This is a genomic window from Catenulispora rubra (genome assembly GCF_015356825.1).
Classification (GTDB): domain Bacteria; phylum Actinomycetota; class Actinomycetes; order Streptomycetales; family Catenulisporaceae; genus Catenulispora; species Catenulispora rubra.
The window spans coordinates 1-17,033 of the sequence record NZ_JAACYW010000252.1; the positions used below are offsets into that span (position 1 = coordinate 1).

The following is a 17,033-nucleotide window of genomic DNA, read 5'->3' on the forward strand; positions in this document are numbered from 1 at the left end:
GCCGCACCCCACCTGCTGTGGTCCAGCCCCGCCCGGCTTGACACCGCCAAACCGGGCAGGTTGGCTGCGCCCGCTGACGCGGCGAGGGACCCAGAACCAACACCCCGCATGGTCCTTCGGACCCCCTAAGCACATGGCAGGTCACGTAGACCCGTCACCGACCGCAGCCGACAGGCACCGGTTTTCGCCGGAGCGGCATCATGGCCGCACCGGCCTGCCTACCGCACCGCGAACCCGGCCTCCCGCAGCGCCCCCTTGACCTCGCCGATCGTCACGTCCCCGAAGTGGAACACCGAGGCCGCCAGCACCGCGTCCGCGCCCGCGCCGACCGCCGGGGCGAAGTGCTCGGTCGCGCCGGCGCCGCCGGAGGCGATCAGGGGGACTGTCACCGCTGCTCTGACCGCGGCCAGCATCTCCAGGTCGAAGCCCTGCTTCATGCCGTCGGCGTCGATCGAGTTCAGCAGGATCTCCCCCGCCCCGAGTTCCGCCGCGCGCGCGGCCCAGGCCACGGCGTCGATGCCGGTGGAGCGGCGGCCGCCGTGGGTGGTGACTTCGAAGCCGGATTCGGTGCTCACGCCCTCGGGGCACCGGCGCGCGTCGACCGACAGGACCAGCACCTGGTTGCCGAAGCGGTCGGCGATCTCGGCGATCAGCTCCGGCCGGGTCACCGCCGCAGTGTTCACGCCGACCTTGTCCGCCCCGGCGCGCAGCAGGCGGTCGACGTCCTGCACCGAGCGCACTCCGCCGCCGACCGTCAGTGGGATGAAGACCTGGTCGGCTGTGCGCCCGACCACGTCGTACACGGTCTCGCGGGCGTCGCTGGACGCCGTGACGTCCAAGAACGTCAGCTCGTCGGCCCCCGCCGCGTCATAAGCCCGCGCCAACTCCACCGGATCGCCCGCGTCCCGCAGGTTCTCGAAGTTCACGCCCTTGACCACGCGCCCGGCGTTGACGTCCAGGCACGGGATGACGCGGACGGCCAGTTGGCCGAGGGCGGCGGTGCTCACTTGCTGCTCCTTCTCGAAAGTCTGAATATCAAGCTGAGGCTAAGCAGCCTCAACCCGATAAGCATCCAAATCCACCTCGACCAACATCCCGGGATCCGTCAGCCCCGACACCACCAACGCCGTGGCAGCGGGCCGAAACTCCGCAAAGACCTCCCCATGCGCCCGCCCCACCTCGGCGACGTCCCGCGCATGCACCACATACCACCGCGTCCGCACCACATCCTGCAGCCCGAAGCCGGCCTGCTCCAACGCCTTGCGAGCGATCTCCAGCGCGACCTTCATCTGGGCGTACGGATCGCCGTTGCCCTGGACCCTGCCGTCAACGGTGGCGGTGCACCCCGCCACCCACGCGTGCGGCCCGGCGACGACCACGCGGGAGTAGCCGTAGTCTTTCTCCCATTGCCCTTCGGAGCCGATCCGCTGGATGCTGCTCATATATCTCACGCACTCCTGGTGAGTTCGAGGGCTTCTTCAAGCGTGAACGCGCCCGCATAGAGCGCCTTGCCGACGATAGCGCCCTCCACGCCGATCGGCACCAGCGTCGCCAGCGCCTCCAGGTCCGCCAGCGACGACACCCCGCCGCTGGCCACGACCGGCTTGTCGGTGGCCGCGCAGACGTCGCGCAGCAGGTCCAGGTTCGGCCCGGTCAGCGTCCCGTCGCGGTTCACGTCGGTGACGACGTACCGCGCGCAGCCGTCGGCGTCCAGCCGCTGCAGCACCTCGAACAGCTGACCGCCCTCCTGCGTCCAGCCCCGCGCGGCCAGCGTCGTGCCGCGCACGTCCAGCCCGACCGCGACCTTGTCGCCGTGCTCGGCGATCACCTCGCTGACCCACTCCGGGCGCTCCAGCGCGGCGGTCCCGAGGTTGACGCGCGAGCAGCCGGTGGCCAGGGCCCGCTTGAGCGACACGCTGTCCCGGATGCCCCCGGACAGCTCGACCTTGACGTCCACCGAGCCGATCACCACGGCCAGCAGGTCGGCGTTGGTCCCGCGGCCGAACGCGGCGTCGAGGTCCACCAGGTGGATCCACTCGGCGCCGGCCTCCTGCCACGCCAGCGCGGCGGCGAGCGGGTCGCCGTACGAGGTCTCGGAGCCGGCGGCGCCCTGCACCAGCCGGACGGCCTGGCCGTCGGCGACGTCGACGGCGGGCAGGAGTTCGAGGTAGCCGGACATCAGATCCCTGTTCTTCGAGTGTTGATTGACGGTGCTCGGTTCAGGACAGCTGCTTGAGCCAGTTCTGCAGCACGTGCAGACCGGCGTCGCCGGACTTCTCCGGATGGAACTGCGTAGCCGACAACGGACCGTTCTCCACCGCGGCGACGAACGGCTCGCCATGCGTAGCCCACGTCACCAACGGCGCGGCCATCCGCCCGGTGTCGGTCAGCTCCCACTTGCGCACCCCATACGAGTGAACGAAGTAGAACCGCGTGTCGGCGTCCAGCCCGGCGAACAACCGCGACCCCTCGGCCACGTCCAGCGTGTTCCACCCCATGTGCGGGATGATCGGCGCGTCCAGCCGCTCGACGGTCCCGGGCCACTCGTGGCACCCGGCGGTCTCCACGCCGTGCTCCACCCCGCGCTCGAACAGGATCTGCATCCCGACGCAGATCCCCAGCACCGGCCGCCCCCCGGCGAGCCGCCGCCCGATGATCCGGTCGCCCTTGACCGCCTTGAGCCCGGCCATGCACGCCGCGTACGCTCCCACCCCGGGCACGAACAGCCCGTCGGCGTTCAGCGCGGCCTCGACGTCCGCCGTGACGCTGACCTGCGCCCCGGCCCGCTCCAGCGCCCGCTCCGCCGAGCGGATGTTCCCGGAGCCGTAGTCCAGGACCACGACGGAGGGCTTGCTCACCAGCGCATCACCCCGCCGGCGATCGCCATGCCGGCGCACAGCACCAGCAGTATCGACATCACCCGCATGTTGCCGTTGCCGGAGGCCTGCCGGAACAGCGAGAACGCTCCGCCAAGGAGAAAAAGGCCGAGGAACAGAAGTCCCGCGGCCGCGTAGCTGCCGGTCATCTCTAAAGGACACCCTTCGTGCTCGGAATACCGTTCACTCTAGGGTCCGGCGTGCACGCCTCCCGCAGCGCCCTGGCCAGCGCCTTGAACTGGGCCTCGACCACGTGGTGCGCGATCCGGCCGTAGGGGACGCGGATGTGCAGGCAGATCTGCGCCTGCGCCACGAACGACTCGAAGATGTGCCGGGTCAGCTCGGTGTCGAAGTCCCCGATCATCGGCGCCAGGTGCTCGGGCATCTCGTGCACCAGGTACGGCCGCCCGGACAGGTCCACGACCACCTCGGCCAGCGTCTCGTCCAGCGGCACCCGGGCGTCGGCGAACCGGCGCAGGCCGGCCTTGGTGCCCAGCGCCTCGCGGAAGGCGGCGCCGAGCGCCAGCGAGGTGTCCTCGACCGTGTGGTGGCCGTCGATGTGCAGGTCGCCCTCGGTCTTCACGGTGAGGTCGAACAGGCCGTGCTTGGCCAGCTGGTGCAGCATGTGGTCGAAGAAGCCCACGCCGGTGGAGATCTCGGCCTCGCCGGTGCCGTCGAGGTCGATCTCCACCAGGACGCCGGTCTCGCCGGTCGTCCGCTCCACCCTGCCCACGCGGCTCACGATTCTCCATCCAACACAGCGAGGCTCTCCTTCAAGGCGTCCAAAAACGCCGTCGTCTCAGTCTCGGTTCCGGCGGTGACCCGCAGCATGCCGGGGATGCCCACGTCGCGGATCAGCACGCCGTGGTCGAGGATCTTCTGCCACAGCGTCTTCTGGTCCCCGCCCGGCACGCCGAAGAACACGAAGTTGGCGTCGGAGGGGACCACGTGCAGCCCGAGCGCGGCGAGCTCGGCGACGATGCGGTCCCGCTGCGTCTTCACCGCGTCCACGGTGCCGAGCAGCGCGTCGACGTGCTTCAGCGCGGTGCGCGCGGCGGCCTGGGTGAGCGCCGAGAGGTGGTACGGCAGGCGCACCAGCAGCAGCGCGTCGATCACCGCCGGGTCGGCGGCGAGGTAGCCGACGCGCGCCCCGGCCATGGCGAACGCCTTGGACATGGTCCTCGTGACGATCAGCCGGGGGTTGTCGGGCAGCAATGTCAGCGCCGAAGGCGTGCCGGGCCGCGCGAACTCGAAGTACGCCTCGTCCACCACCACCATCGCGCCGACCTGGTCCGCGGCCTTGACCACGGCCCGGATCACGTCCAGCTCCATCGCCGTCCCGGTCGGGTTGTTCGGCGAGGTCAGGAACACGATGTTGGGCTGGTGCCCCTCGATCGCCGCGACGGCCTTGGCGGCGTCGAGCGTGTAGTCGCCCTCGCGCAGACCGGAGATCCACTCGGTCGCGGTCGCCAGCGCGATCAGGCGGTGCATCGAATAGGAGGGCTCGAAGCCGATGGCGCTGCGGCCGGGGCCGCCGAAGACCTGGAGGATCTGCTGCAGGACCTCGTTGGAGCCGTTGGCGGCCCAGAGATTGCCGACGGTCAGGCCGTGGTCCAGGTAGTCGGCCAGGTCCTTGCGCAGGTCCCCGGCGTCGCGGTCGGGGTAGCGGTTGAGCGTGGTCGCCGCGTCGGTGACGGCCTTCGCGAGGTCCGCCACGAGTTCGGCCGGCGGACCGTAAGGGTTCTCATTCGTGTTCAGCGGATACGGCACGTCGATCTGCGGCGCGCCGTACGGCGTCAGCCCCCGCAGATCGTCGCGGATCGGCAGGTCGAGGTAGTCCACGCTCAGCCCCGATTCTCGAAGCGGGCCGTCACGGCCTCGCCGTGGGCGGGCAGGTCTTCGGCGTTGGCCAGGGCCACCACCAGCGCGGACGCCTCGGCGAGCGCCTCGCGGGTGTAGTCGACGACGTGGATGCCGCGCAGGAAGCTCTGCACCGACAGCCCCGAGCTGTGACAGGCGCAGCCGCCGGTCGGCAGCACGTGGTTGGAGCCGGCCAGGTAGTCGCCGAGACTCACCGGCGCGAAGGAGCCGACGAACACCGCGCCGGCGTTGCGCACCTTGGCGGCGTCGGCGGCCGCGTCGCGGGTCTGGATCTCCAGGTGCTCGGCGGCGTAGCCGTTGGCCACGATCAGCGCCGCGGCGACGTCGTCGACCAGCACGACCGCCGACTGCCGGCCGCCGAGGGACTCGCGGATGCGCTCGGTGTGCTTGGTCGCGGCGACCCGGGTCTCCAGCTCGCCGACGACCTGGTCGGCCAGGTCCTCGGAGTCGGTGACCAGCACCGCGGCGGCCAACGGGTCGTGCTCGGCCTGGCTGATCAGGTCGGCGGCGACGACGCCCGGGTCGGCGGAGTCGTCGGCGACCACCATGATCTCGGTCGGGCCGGCCTCGGCGTCGATGCCGATGACGCCCTTGAGCAGCCGCTTGGCCGCGGCGACGTAGATGTTGCCGGGGCCGGTGACCAGGTCGGCGCGGCGGCAGACGATGGCGCCGTCCGCGTCCGGGTAGCCGTAGGCGAACATCGCGATGGCCTGGGAGCCGCCGACCGCGTAGACCTCGTCCACGCCGAGCAGCGCGCACGCGGCCAGGATCGTGGGGTGCGGCAGGCCGCCGAACTCCTTCTGCGGCGGCGAGGCGACGGCCAGCGAGCCGACCCCGGCCTCCTGCGCCGGCACGACGTTCATGACGACTGATGACGGATACACGGCGCGGCCGCCGGGCACGTACAGCCCGACCCGGTCCACGGGCACCCAGCGCTCGCTGACGGTGCCGCCGGGGACCACCTGCGTGGTCGTGGTCTCGCGACGCTGGTCCCGGTGCACCTTGCGGGCTCGGCGGATCGACTCCTCCAACGCGGCCTTGACCTGCGGGTCCAGCTGCTCCACGGCCTCGGCGAGCGCCGTCTTCGGAACCTTGACCTGCTCCAGCTCGACCCCGTCGAACTTCGCCCCGTACTCGATCAGCGCCGCCTCGCCGCGATGGTGCACGTCCTCGACGATCGGCCGGACGACGGCCAGGGCCGCCTCCACGTCCAGCTCGGCCCTGGGCACCAGGGCGCGGGGATCCGTCTGGGCTGTGTCCAGAGCGCGACCGCGCAGGTCGATTCGAGTGATCACGTCACGATTCTAGTTCGGCGAGGAACGCCGGTCCGGCGCGTCCGCAGAGTGGGCACCCCGCGCCGGGCAGCGACTAGATTGGGTGCGTGACGACAGAGCTACCGCTGTTCCCCCTCGGAAGCGTGCTCTTCCCGGGCGTCGTACTCCCCCTGCACATTTTCGAACACCGCTACCGGCAGCTGGTCCGCGACCTGTCGGCGCTGCCCGAGGGCGCGCCGCGCCGGTTCGGCGTGCTCGCCGTCAAGGACGGGCACGAGGTGGGGCAGGGCAACGTCACCGCGCTGTACGACGTGGGCTGCACCGCCGAGATCGACTCGATCGTGGAGTACGAGGACGGCCGCTTCGACATCACCACCACCGGCGTACACCGCTTCCGCCTGGAGGCCTTCGACGACGAGGGACCCTACGCGCGCGGCGAGGTCGAACTGCTCGACGAGGTGGCCGGCCCGGAGGCGGAGGTGCTGGCGCCGGGCCTGACGGCGCTGTTCCGCAAGTACCAGGCCGCGCTGTCGGAGCTGCGGGGCGTGCAGGTCGGTTCGATCCCGGAGCTGCCGGAGGACCCGACGGTGCTGTCGTACCTGATCGGCGCGGCGACGGTGCTGGACACCTACGAGAAGCAACGGCTGCTGACCACGGAGACGACCGTGGACCGGCTGCGCGCCGAGGCGAAGATCCTGCGGCGGGAGACCGGGATCCTGAAGAACCTGCCGTCCCTGCCGGCGGTGGACCTGCTGCGGCGGCGGAGCCGCTAGGGCGCGCGCCGCCACACGGCGTCAGCCCAGAGTGTTGTCTGCTTGCGGCGCGCTCGAGGTGGCGCCGGGTGCGGGGCCTGATCCATTGTCCGATCCCGGATAGGGCTGCGGTTGGGGCTGTGGTTGGGGCTGTGGTTGGGGCTGCGGTTGGGGCTGTGGCTGCCCCTGCGGCTGCCCTTGCGGCTGCGGCTCCTGCTGACCGGCCGGCAACCCATAAGGATTCGCCGCCGTGAAGTACCCCTGCGCCTGCGCCGGCCCCTGCCACGCCGGCGGCGACGGCTTCGTGAAAGCCCACGTCAGCGCCAGGAACAGCACCGTCCCCAGCAGCGGTGCGGCCAGGTAGAGCCCCTGCGCGTGCAGCGCGACCGGGGCGTGGAAGTTGTGCCCGGCGGCGATGATGTGCAGCACGGTCAGCGGGTCGGGCATCGACACCCAGCGCCCCAGCGCGGCCGTGATCGTCGAGGCCGCCAGCCCGCCGAGCAGCACGCCGGCCCAGGCCCCGATCGCCGCGCCCTCCCGGTTGCCCTCGCGGTCGAGCCCTGCGAACAGGCCGCGCCGCGCCAGCACGAAGCCGAGGATCCCCAACAGCAGGCCGACGATCGCGGTGAAGACGAAGTAGTACCCGTCGACGCTCGCGATGCCCTTCGCCTCGGGCGACACCAGCAGCGCGGACTGGTCGACGCCGGAGGTCACCTGCGAGACCGCGTTGGCCGGCAGCGTCAGCCACACCGTCGGCGCGAAGCGGTACCAGGCCAGCGCGGACAGCACGCCGAGCACCGCCCCGGTGACCACCAGGATCGCCGCGGCCAGCAGGTCGGGACGCCAGAGCCGCAGCAGCTCGCGCAGCGACCGCCCGGACTTCCCGGATCCGCCGGCACCGGCCGGACCCGCCGGGCCCAGCGATCCCAGCGATCCGCCGGGTCCGGTCGGCACGCGGTCCTGCACCGTCGGCAGGCCCTGGGCACTCTGCGGTTCCTCGAAGGGGTTCCGCCACGGCGAGGAACCCTGGCTCTGCCCATCGGCAGTCGGCGAAGTCTGGTCGTTCATCGTCCATCAGCTTTTCATGCCGCGCCCCATCCCGGCAGCCGGGAGTGGCGGTTGGTGCCGAAGAGGACGCCGCGACGCCCGCGCCACCCACATCGCGCCACCCGCATCGAGGGCGTTCCTGGCACCATTGCCGCATGGCAGCGAAGAACCGGCAGGCGAGCGGAACCCCGGCCACCGCCCTGCTCAGCAAGGAAGGTGTGGAGTTCACCGTCCACACCTACGACCACGACCCGAGCGCGGCGTCCTACGGCCAGGAGGCGGCGGACGCGATGGGCGTCGAGCCCGACCGCGTCTTCAAGACCCTGGTCGCGGACGTGGACGGCGACCTGGTCGTGGCGGTCGTCCCGGTCTCCGGCTCGCTGGACCTGAAGGCCCTCGCGACGGCCGTCGGCGGCAAGAAGGCGGCGATGGCCGACCCGGCCGCCGTCACCCGCACCACCGGCTACGTCCTCGGCGGCGTCTCCCCGCTGGGCCAGCGCAAACTGCTGCCGACCGTGGTCGACGAGACCGCACAGTTGTTCGACACGATGTTCTGCTCGGCCGGCAAGCGCGGGATGGAGATCGAGCTGGCGCCCGGGGACCTGGTGCGGCTGACCGACGCGGTGGTGGCCGAGATCGGGCGGGAGGGGTAGCCGCTACCGCCCCGCCTGCGCCGCCACCTCGACCTTGGTCCCCCGCAACACCGCGTAGACCATCGAGAACGCCACGATCGCCTCGGACCACAGGAACACCGTGTAGTCCAGCAGGCAGCCGATCGGCGGCTGCCCCGGCGCGGTGTTCCGGTACCCGGACAGCGCGAACAGCGACGCCGCCATCCAGCCCAGGCCCGGCCACACCATGCCCAGGCGGCGGTGGCCCATGACCAGCGCGCCGGTCAGGACCGACAGGGCCAGGGCCCACATGATCACGTACATCAGCCACACCATCACGAACGTGCCGCGGGTCCGGCGCAGCTGGAGGTCGAAGCCGGGCTCGGACTCGTCGCCGCTCACGGTCGCGCGGGTGACGAAGCCGGGGTCGGAGTCGACGATCTCGACCGCGGTCGGGGCCGGCTCGCCGCCGACGGTCGCGGCGAAGGCGAGCGTGGTCGAGTAGCGGTCGAACGGGTAGTCGGCGATGTCGCCGCCGGGCAGGTCCATCAGCATGTCCTTGGACACGATGCGCTTGCCGGCCGGGTACGTCAGCTCGCCGGAGGACAGCGACGACGTCTCGACGGTCAGGTCCTGCGTCGGGAAGACGCCGTCGCCGCCCTTGGCGTACTTGCCGACGACGGTCACGAACACCCGCACCTGCGCGTCGTTGCGCGCCGCCTCGACCCGGTTGACGGTCGCCACGATGTCGACGCGGTCCGGCGCGCCGGTCGCGCCCGCGCCGAAGCCGCTGTGCCGGCCGCCCCGGTCCAGGTGGGACAGATAGACGCCGACCCCTGTAGCCAGCGCGACCAGCAGGACCGCACCGACCATAGACGCCCAGGTGCGCGGATGCGCCGGGGGCCACCACCATGCCGAGTTCCGTGCCGAGTTCGCCACGGGAGACAGTCAACCGCGATGATCGCCCGGCGCCGGGCAGCAACGCCGCAGGGCTCGATGAAACGGGAGGAAACGGGGCCGGAGCCAGTCCCGGGCGATCGCGGGAATCAGCTCCCGAAATCAGCTCTCAGACGCGATGAGGTCCAGCGCGCGCTGCAGGTCGTCCGGGTACTGGCTGTCGAACTGCACCCACTCCCCGGTCCCGGGGTGCTCGAAGCCCAGGCTCACCGCGTGCAGCCACTGCCGCGTCAGCCCCAGCCGCTCCCCCAGCGTCGGGTCCGCGCCGTACTGCATGTCCCCGACGCAGGGATGCCGCAGCGCCGCCATGTGCACGCGGATCTGGTGCGTCCGGCCCGTCTCCAGCTTGATCGCCAGCAGCGTCGCCGCGCGGTAGGCCTCGATCGTCTCGTAGTGCGTGACGCTGTCCTTGCCGTCCCGGACCACCGCGAACTTGTAGTCGTGGTGCGGATGCCGGCCGATCGGCGCGTCCACGGTCCCGCGCATCGGGTCCGGGTGCCCCTGCACCAGCGTGTGGTACCGCTTGTCCACGGTCCGGTCCCGGAACGCCTGCTTGAGCAGCGTGTAGGCGCGCTCGGACTTCGCCACGACCATCAGGCCGGACGTCCCGACGTCCAGCCGGTGCACGACGCCCTGGCGCTCGGAGGACCCGGACGTCGAGATCCGGTACCCGGCCGCCGCGAGCCCGCCGACCACCGTCGTCCCCAGCCACCCCGGGCTCGGGTGCGCCGCGACGCCGACCGGCTTGTCGATGACCACGATGTCCTCGTCGTCGTGCACGATCCGCATGCCCTCGACGGCCTCGGCCTTCACCGCCACCGGATCGGCGGCCGGCGGCAGCTCGATCTCCAGCCAGGCCCCGCCGCGCACCCGGTCGGACTTCCCGGCCTCCGTGCCGTCCACCCGCACCCGGCCGTCCGCGGCCAGCTCGGCGGCGCGGGTCCGCGACAGACCGAACATGCGGGCCAGCGCGGCGTCGAGGCGTTCGCCTTCGAGGCCGTCCGGGATGGGGAGGCTGCGGAGATCAGACATGGCCACCATTATCCGGCAGCGCGGAGGCAGCCCCGGACCGCGGACCGACCGGCTACGCGTCCTTGCTGGAGGAGTCCTCGGGCTTCGCGTCCTCCGACGAGGACGGCGACGGCACCGCCACGGGCTTCAGGTCCTTGTGCCGCGACCCGTCCGGCTGCATCCCGAGGAACGACAGCAGCACCATGAGGCAGCCGCCGACCACGATCGCGGAGTCGGCGAGGTTGAACACCGGGAAGTCGTAGTGCACCAGCGGGAACGTCGGGAACTGCAGGAAGTCCACGACATCGCCGCGCCCCACCCCCGGCGCCCGGAAGAGCCGGTCGCTCAGGTTCCCCAGCGCACCGCCGAGCAGCAGCCCCAGGGCGATGGCCCAGGGCAGCGAGCGCAGATTGCGCGAGACCCGCAGGATCACGAACACCACGCACGCGGCGATGAAGGTGAACACCCAGGTCTGGCCCTCGCCGATGGAGAAGGCCGCCCCGGAGTTGCGGATCAGGGTGAGGTTCAGGAAGCCGCCGGGGACGTGCACCGGACCGCGGTCCTGGAGGTTGGCGACCACCAGCGCCTTGCTGACCGTGTCGATGGCCAGGGCGAGCGCCGCGAAGACCAACACGACGCCGATGCGGCGCTTGCGGGGCGCGGCGGCCTCGGCAACCTCCGCGGTCACGTCCGCACCGGCGGACTCAGTCTCGGCCCCGGATTCGCCCTCAGGCTCGGTCCCGGCCTCGGCGCCCGCGGAATCCGGGTCGGAGACACCGGACGTACCGGTGTCCCCGGCAGTCTCCTCGACGATCCCGACCACGTCCTCGGCCACCTCTGAATCCGCACGTACTTCTGAAGCCACGTGCACACCCTACCGAACCACCTCCGCTCGCGCGGAGACACCGTTCCTGGTCAGTAGGCCCGGACGACGCCCCGGGCCCCTGATCACCTCCGGGCCCGGACCGACACCGCTCGACGCCTCAGCGGCGTTCCTGCTTCTGCTTGCAGCTCATGCACAGCGTGGCCCGCGGGAACGCCTGCAGCCGGTACTTGCCGACCGGCTCGCCGCAGGACTCGCACACGCCGTAGGTCCCGGCCGCCAGCCGGCCCAGCGCGCGCTCGGTCTGCTGCAGCATCTCCCGGGCGTTGTTCGCTATGGCCATCTCGTGCTCGCGCTCGAAGTTCTTGGTCCCGGCGTCGGCCTGGTCGTCGCCCGCGCCTTCGCCGGAGTCCCGCAGCAGGTCGGCGATGCCGGCGTCGGCGGTGCTGATCTCCCGGCGCAGCCGCGCCGCGTCGCCCTCGAGCTCGGCCTGGAGCTCGCCGACCTCGTCCGGGGTCCAGGGGTCCTCACCGGCCCGGTACGGCGGCAGCCCGCCGACCCCGGCCACGGTCTCGGTGATCTGCGTGACCGTCATGGGAGTCTCCTTGTCCGCGGGAACCTCTGGCGAGGTGGTGGTCGCCGACGGCTTCGTGGCCGTCTTCGTCGTGGGCTGAGCCGTGGGCTGGGCCGCGGTCTTCGCTGCGCTCTTGGCTGATACCGAAGCCGCCGAAACCGAAGCGCCCGGCCCGGTCGCCGACCGCCGTGCCTCACCGGCGCCGGGGCGGCGGGTCGGCGGCGAGGCCTTGGCCCCGGTCGCGGCCCGAGTCGGCTTGGGCACCGCCTTGCCGGCCGGCGCCGCGCTGGTCGCGCCGTGCGTGGCCCCCGTGGCCGCCTCTGATGCCTTCGTCCTGCTCGTCGTCACGGCCGTCATCCTCGCTCTCTGACGTGGCGGCGCAGTGCGCTCTCACTGAGCACGCTGTACACCCTCACCCGGGCCCGTCCGCCCCCAACTCACACGCGACGTGTAGCGTGCCCACGTCGGGCCCCCGCTAATCACGCTTCGTGAGGGGAGAAACGTCCCAAGCCGCCCACCAGTTCCCGTCGAACACTTGCGCACCAAACATTCACTCGTTCGGGCTAAGTGGCCTTCCGGGCCTGCACGGCCGGGTCCTCCAGCGGATTCCGCCCGGTTCAGCCGAGCAGGTCCCGCACCAGCTCGCGCAGGGTTTCGGGGTCTTCCGAAGAAACACCTAAGACTTTGTCGCGCGAAGTGGTACCGGTGATCAACACGACCGCCCGGCGCGGCATTCCCAGCGCTTCCGCGACCGCCCGGAGGGCCGCTTCGGTCGCCGCGCCGTCGATCGCCTTCGCCGTGACGGCCACGATGAGTGACCGATCACCGTGCCGCCCGCCGACTCTCGTCCGGGAGCTCCCGGGCTTCACTCGAATTGGAATTCGGAGCTCCTCCATACCGCTTACAATGACACGAGTACCCGAGCAGGCAGCGACGGGACGAGTAGCGCGGCGGGAAAGCCTCAGCGATCCGGGGACGGTGCGAGCCCGGAGGCGGACGCCGCGCGAAAATCACCCCCGAGCCGCCGGAAGAAAGGGCTGGCCAAGGCCCGAGTAGAACCGGCCGGATACGCAATGAAGTGGACATATCGTTGACGACGGTGTGTCAAGGAGGGTGGTACCGCGGTACCGGCGCTCTATATGGAGAGTGCCTGTGTCGTCCCTTCGTCGGTTCGGCTCCTACGACGAAGGAAGGCACCGCGCATGACTGCGCCTGATCCGAGGCTGTACCGCCCCGTCAACGCCCAGCTCGATCTCCCGGCGATGGACGCCGAGATGATCGATTTCTGGCGCGGCGCCGCCATCTTCGACAAGAGCCTGAAGGCCACCGAGGGCGCCCCGCGCTGGACCTTCTACGAGGGCCCGCCGACCGCGAACGGCCGCCCAGGCACCCACCACGTGGAAGCGCGCGTCTTCAAGGACGTCTTCCCGCGCTTCAAGACCATGCAGGGCCACCGCGTGGACCGCAAGGCCGGCTGGGACTGCCACGGGCTGCCGGTGGAGCTGGCCGTGGAGGCCGAGCTCGGCTTCACGAACAAGCAGGACATCGAGGCCTACGGCATCGCGGAGTTCAACGCCAAGTGCCGCGAGTCCGTGCGCCGGCACGTGGGCGCCTTCGAGAAGCTCACCGAGCGCATGGGCTACTGGGTGAACACCGACGAGGCGTACTGGACGATGAACCCGTCCTACGTCGAGTCGGTCTGGTGGTCGCTGAAGCAGATCTTCGACAAGGGCCTGCTGGTCCAGGACCACCGCGTCGCGCCGTACTGCCCGCGCTGCGGCACCGGCCTGTCCGACCACGAGCTGGCGCAGGGTTATGAGACGGTCGTGGACCCCTCGGTCTACGTCCGCTTCCCGCTGACCTCGGGCCCGCTGGCCGGCACCACCTCGCTGCTGGTCTGGACGACCACGCCCTGGACCCTGGTGTCGAACACCGCGGTCGCCGCGCACCCGGAGGTCGCCTACGTGGTGGTCACCGACGGCGCCGAGCGCCTGGTGGTCGCCGAGCCGCTGGTGGCCAAGGCGCTCGGCGAGGGCTGGGAGCCCACCGGCGAGTCGTACACCGGCGCCGAGATGGAGCGCTGGAGCTACCAGCGCCCCTTCGAGCTCGTCGACGTCCCGGACGCGCACTTCGTGGTGCTGGCCGACTACGTCACCACCGAGGACGGCACCGGCCTGGTGCACCAGGCCCCGGCCTTCGGCGCCGACGACCTGGCCACCTGCAAGAAGTACGACCTGCCGGTGGTGAACCCGATCCGCGGCGACGGCACCTTCGAGGAGTCGGTGCCGATGGTCGGCGGCGTGTTCTTCAAGAAGGCCGACGAGGTCCTGACCTCGGACCTGCGCGAGCGCGGCGTGCTGTTCAAGCACCTGGAGTACGAGCACAGCTACCCGCACTGCTGGCGCTGCCACACCGCGCTGCTCTACTACGCGCAGCCGGCCTGGTACATCCGCACCACCGCGTTGAAGGACGCGATGATGCGCGAGAACGACGCGGCCAACTGGTTCCCGGACAACGTCAAGTACGGCCGGTTCGGCGACTGGCTGAACAACAACATCGACTGGTCGCTGTCGCGCAAGCGCTACTGGGGCACACCGCTGCCGCTGTGGGTGTGCGAGGACAACCACGTGACGGCCGTCGGCTCGCTGAAGGAGCTCGGCGAGCTGTCCGGGCAGGACGTGTCCGAGCTGGACCCGCACCGGCCGTTCGTGGACGACGTCACGATGCCCTGCCCGCAATGCGCTGATACTGGTCGGATCGCCACCCGGGTACCGGAAGTCATCGACGGCTGGTACGACTCCGGCTCGATGCCGTTCGCGCAGCACGGCTACCCCTACGCCGAGGGCTCGGTCGCGGCCTTCGAGAACGCCTACCCGGCGGACTTCATCGCCGAGGCCATCGACCAGACCCGCGGCTGGTTCTACTCGCTGCTGGCGGTCGGCACGCTGGTCTTCGACAAGTCGTCGTACAAGAACGTCCTGTGCCTGGGCCACATCCTGGCCGAGGACGGCCGCAAGATGTCCAAGCACCTGGGCAACATCCTGGAGCCGATCCCGCTGATGGACCAGCACGGCGCCGACGCCGTCCGCTGGTTCATGCTGGCCGGCGGCTCGCCGTGGTCGGCCCGCCGGGTGGGGCACGCGACGATCCAGGAAGTCGTCCGCAAGACCCTGCTGACGTACTGGAACACGGTCTCCTTCCAGGCCCTCTACGGCCGCACCGGCGGCTGGGCCCCGTCGCAGACGGACCCGAAGCCGAGCGAGCGGCCCGCCCTGGACCGCTGGGTGCTCTCCGAGCTCAACGTCCTGATCCGCGAAGTCACCGCGGCCATGGACGAGTTCGACACCCTGAAGGTCGGCAAGCTCCTGTCGGCGTTCGTGGACGACCTGTCCAACTGGTACGTCCGCCGCGCCCGCCGCCGCTTCTGGAACGCCGAGCCCGCCGCCATGGCCACCCTGCACGAGGCGCTGGAGACGGTGACGAAGCTGATGGCACCGATGGTCCCGTTCATCACCGAGCGGGTGTGGCAGGACCTGGTCCGCCCGGTGTCGGACGCCGCGCCGGAGTCGGTACACCTGTCGCCCTGGCCGGTGGCGGACGACGCCCTGATCGACGCCGACCTGGCCGAGCAGATGGCGCTCACCCGCCGCCTGGTCGAGCTGGGCCGCGCCACGCGCGCGGACTCCGGCGTGAAGACCCGCCAGCCGCTCTCGCGGGCCCTGGTCGGGGCTCCGGGCTGGGCCGCGCTCAGCGAGGAGCTGCGCTCGCAGCTGCTGGAGGAGCTGAACGTGGTGACGACGTCCCCGCTGGCGGACGCCGGCGGCGAGCTGATCGACTACAGCGCGAAGGGCAACTTCCGGACGCTGGGCGCACGCTTCGCGAAGCGGACGCCGCTGGTCGCCGCCGCGATCGCAGCCACTGACGCCGGGGCGCTGGCCACCGCGCTGCGGTCGCAGGGCTCGGCGGCGGTGGTCGTGGAGGGCGAGGAGGTGACGGTGTCTCCGGAGGAGGTGATCGTCACCGAGACCCCGCGTGAGGGCTGGGCCGTGGCCACCGCGGGCGGCGAGACCATCGCCCTGGACCTGCACATCACGCCGGAGCTGCGGCGCGCGGGTCTGGCGCGCGACGTGGTGCGGTTCCTGCAGGAGACGCGGAAGGCCACGGGCTTGGACGTGGCGGACCGCATCCGGCTGACGTGGGAGCTGCTGCCCGGCGCGGAGGCCGGCCCCGAGACGGCCGAGGCAGTGCGCGAGCACGCAGCGATGATCGCCGACGAGGTCCTGGCCGTGGAGTTCGCCGAGGGCGAGGTCGCGACCGACGAGGACCCGGCCGACCTGGCGAAGCTGCAGGCCGCGATCGCCGGGGACGCGGATCTGGGGCTCCGGTTCCGGATCGCCAAGGCGATCTGAGCCGAGCCGGTGCTGAACTGCGCGCGCCGCCGATCCTGAACGGATTAGGCGGCGCGCGCTTCTTCATGTCCGTGGCAGCTGGTTGGCGCTGTCGGGTGTCGGTGGCGCGGGCTATACATGTCGATAAGGGGCGATAATGTCCTAACAAAATGCCCGCGCCCAGCCCGGGCACCCCCTCAGTTGATCGGAATATCCCGCACCAAAATGATCCCCGCCATGATCCCGTTCACCCCGACAGCCTGCGTCCAGTAAGCGTTCACCGTCGACCCCGACGCCGGCGCGTCCACCACGAAGTCGCCGATCAGCGGCTGGCCCGGGTCGATGTTGCCGTCCGAACTTCCGCTTCCGAGCGTCCACAGCGGGTCGAAGTTCTCTGAGTTCAGCGTGTTGCCCTGCGCGTCGACCACCACGCCGCCGGTAAAGACACCCTCGTTCATGCTGACCTTCTGGCCGCTCTCGTTGTCGATGGCGAGGTGGATCACGATCTTGGCCCCGTTGCGCGCGGCCCGGAGTTTGATCGTCAGCGCGTGGCCCGCCGGCGCGCCCTTCGGCCAGGTCGCGGTCACCGACTTGTCGGGGTTCAGCTCGACGGTGATCGGCTGCGGGTCGGCCAGCTGGCCCTGGGGCGTCCAGGTGCCGGCGGCGGGCGGCGGGGACGCGGGCGCCGAAGAAGACGCCGATGATTCAGAAGGCGAAGAAGACCCCGTCGCCGAAGAAGACCCCGTCACCCCAGTAGGCCCCGCCGCCGTCGAAGAAGACTCCGTCGCCGCACCAGGCCCCGCCACCGCGACCGTCCCGTTGCTAGCGCACCCCTGAAC

Annotated in this window: 18 protein-coding genes and 1 pseudogene; 4 read left to right on the forward strand and 15 right to left on the reverse strand. The window is 71.0% G+C overall.

Annotated features, from left to right (window positions below; translation table 11 throughout):
* Positions 1–218: 218 nt before the first annotated feature.
* From hisF to hisD, 8 genes are read right to left on the reverse strand one after another with little or no spacing between them, the layout of a single operon-like run.
* Positions 219–1,007, reverse strand: a complete 789-nt coding sequence (hisF, locus tag GWK61_RS41895; protein ID WP_323748002.1) for an imidazole glycerol phosphate synthase subunit HisF — start codon at positions 1,005–1,007, stop codon at positions 219–221.
* A 39-nt stretch (positions 1,008–1,046) separates the two neighbouring features.
* Positions 1,047–1,442: a RidA family protein gene (locus GWK61_RS41900; protein ID WP_194917438.1), complete on the reverse strand. Its 396-nt coding sequence runs from the start codon at positions 1,440–1,442 to the stop codon at positions 1,047–1,049.
* Positions 1,443–1,447: 5 nt separating this feature from the next.
* Positions 1,448–2,179, reverse strand: coding sequence for a bifunctional 1-(5-phosphoribosyl)-5-((5-phosphoribosylamino)methylideneamino)imidazole-4-carboxamide isomerase/phosphoribosylanthranilate isomerase PriA (gene priA, locus GWK61_RS41905; RefSeq protein ID WP_194917441.1), 732 nt, complete (start codon positions 2,177–2,179; stop codon positions 1,448–1,450).
* Positions 2,180–2,219: 40 nt separating this feature from the next.
* Positions 2,220–2,858: an imidazole glycerol phosphate synthase subunit HisH gene (hisH, locus tag GWK61_RS41910; RefSeq protein ID WP_194917443.1), complete on the reverse strand. Its 639-nt coding sequence runs from the start codon at positions 2,856–2,858 to the stop codon at positions 2,220–2,222.
* Complete coding sequence (locus tag GWK61_RS41915; protein WP_194917445.1) at positions 2,855–3,025, reverse strand: CG2302 family histidine operon protein; 171 nt, start codon at positions 3,023–3,025, stop codon at positions 2,855–2,857. The genes hisH and GWK61_RS41915 overlap by 4 nt, the downstream gene beginning before the upstream one ends.
* 2 nt (positions 3,026–3,027) lie before the next feature.
* Positions 3,028–3,618, reverse strand: a complete 591-nt coding sequence (hisB, locus tag GWK61_RS41920; protein WP_194917447.1) for an imidazoleglycerol-phosphate dehydratase HisB — start codon at positions 3,616–3,618, stop codon at positions 3,028–3,030.
* On the reverse strand, positions 3,615–4,718 hold the full coding sequence (locus GWK61_RS41925; protein ID WP_194917449.1) for a histidinol-phosphate transaminase: 1,104 nt from the start codon (positions 4,716–4,718) through the stop codon (positions 3,615–3,617). The genes hisB and GWK61_RS41925 overlap by 4 nt, the downstream gene beginning before the upstream one ends.
* A gap of 2 nt (positions 4,719–4,720) precedes the next feature.
* The gene (gene hisD, locus GWK61_RS41930) at positions 4,721–6,052 is read right to left on the reverse strand and encodes a histidinol dehydrogenase (RefSeq protein WP_194917451.1); all 1,332 of its coding nucleotides are present in this window, start codon (positions 6,050–6,052) and stop codon (positions 4,721–4,723) included.
* Positions 6,053–6,138: 86 nt separating this feature from the next.
* On the opposite strand from hisD, the gene GWK61_RS41935 reads away from it, so the two are divergent.
* The gene (locus GWK61_RS41935) at positions 6,139–6,804 is read left to right on the forward strand and encodes an LON peptidase substrate-binding domain-containing protein (RefSeq protein WP_194917453.1); all 666 of its coding nucleotides are present in this window, start codon (positions 6,139–6,141) and stop codon (positions 6,802–6,804) included.
* Between the two features lie 21 nt (positions 6,805–6,825).
* On the opposite strand, the gene GWK61_RS41940 is transcribed toward GWK61_RS41935, so the two are convergent.
* Complete coding sequence (locus GWK61_RS41940; protein WP_194917455.1) at positions 6,826–7,851, reverse strand: hypothetical protein; 1,026 nt, start codon at positions 7,849–7,851, stop codon at positions 6,826–6,828.
* 134 nt (positions 7,852–7,985) lie between these two features.
* On the opposite strand from GWK61_RS41940, the gene ybaK reads away from it, so the two are divergent.
* Positions 7,986–8,483, forward strand: a complete 498-nt coding sequence (gene ybaK, locus GWK61_RS41945; protein ID WP_194917466.1) for a Cys-tRNA(Pro) deacylase — start codon at positions 7,986–7,988, stop codon at positions 8,481–8,483.
* A 3-nt stretch (positions 8,484–8,486) separates the two neighbouring features.
* On the opposite strand, the gene GWK61_RS41950 is transcribed toward ybaK, so the two are convergent.
* The 4 genes from GWK61_RS41950 to GWK61_RS57500 all read right to left on the reverse strand — a co-directional run bounded on the left by GWK61_RS41950 (position 8,487) and on the right by GWK61_RS57500 (position 11,827).
* Positions 8,487–9,380, reverse strand: a complete 894-nt coding sequence (locus tag GWK61_RS41950) for a DUF4436 family protein (protein WP_194917468.1) — start codon at positions 9,378–9,380, stop codon at positions 8,487–8,489.
* Between the two features lie 120 nt (positions 9,381–9,500).
* Entirely contained in the window at positions 9,501–10,439 is a 939-nt protein-coding gene (locus GWK61_RS41955; protein ID WP_194917470.1) for an RluA family pseudouridine synthase, read from the reverse strand.
* 43 nt (positions 10,440–10,482) lie between these two features.
* Positions 10,483–11,274 (reverse strand): signal peptidase II, encoded by a 792-nt coding sequence (lspA, locus tag GWK61_RS41960; protein ID WP_323748003.1) that lies wholly within the window; start codon positions 11,272–11,274, stop codon positions 10,483–10,485.
* Positions 11,275–11,392: 118 nt separating this feature from the next.
* Positions 11,393–11,827, reverse strand: a complete 435-nt coding sequence (locus GWK61_RS57500; protein ID WP_228563821.1) for a TraR/DksA family transcriptional regulator — start codon at positions 11,825–11,827, stop codon at positions 11,393–11,395.
* 112 nt (positions 11,828–11,939) lie between these two features.
* On the opposite strand from GWK61_RS57500, the gene GWK61_RS57505 reads away from it, so the two are divergent.
* Positions 11,940–12,176: a hypothetical protein gene (locus GWK61_RS57505; RefSeq protein ID WP_228563822.1), complete on the forward strand. Its 237-nt coding sequence runs from the start codon at positions 11,940–11,942 to the stop codon at positions 12,174–12,176.
* Positions 12,177–12,423: 247 nt separating this feature from the next.
* On the opposite strand, the gene GWK61_RS41970 is transcribed toward GWK61_RS57505, so the two are convergent.
* Complete coding sequence (locus tag GWK61_RS41970) at positions 12,424–12,702, reverse strand: DUF167 domain-containing protein (protein WP_194917475.1); 279 nt, start codon at positions 12,700–12,702, stop codon at positions 12,424–12,426.
* 306 nt (positions 12,703–13,008) lie between these two features.
* Here GWK61_RS41970 and ileS point away from each other — a divergent pair, with 306 nt between their 5' ends.
* Positions 13,009–16,215 (forward strand): isoleucine--tRNA ligase, encoded by a 3,207-nt coding sequence (ileS, locus tag GWK61_RS41975; protein WP_194917477.1) that lies wholly within the window; start codon positions 13,009–13,011, stop codon positions 16,213–16,215.
* Between the two features lie 176 nt (positions 16,216–16,391).
* Here ileS and GWK61_RS41980 read toward each other — a convergent pair.
* Positions 16,392–17,033: pseudogene (locus GWK61_RS41980) on the reverse strand (hypothetical protein); the annotation flags it as partial.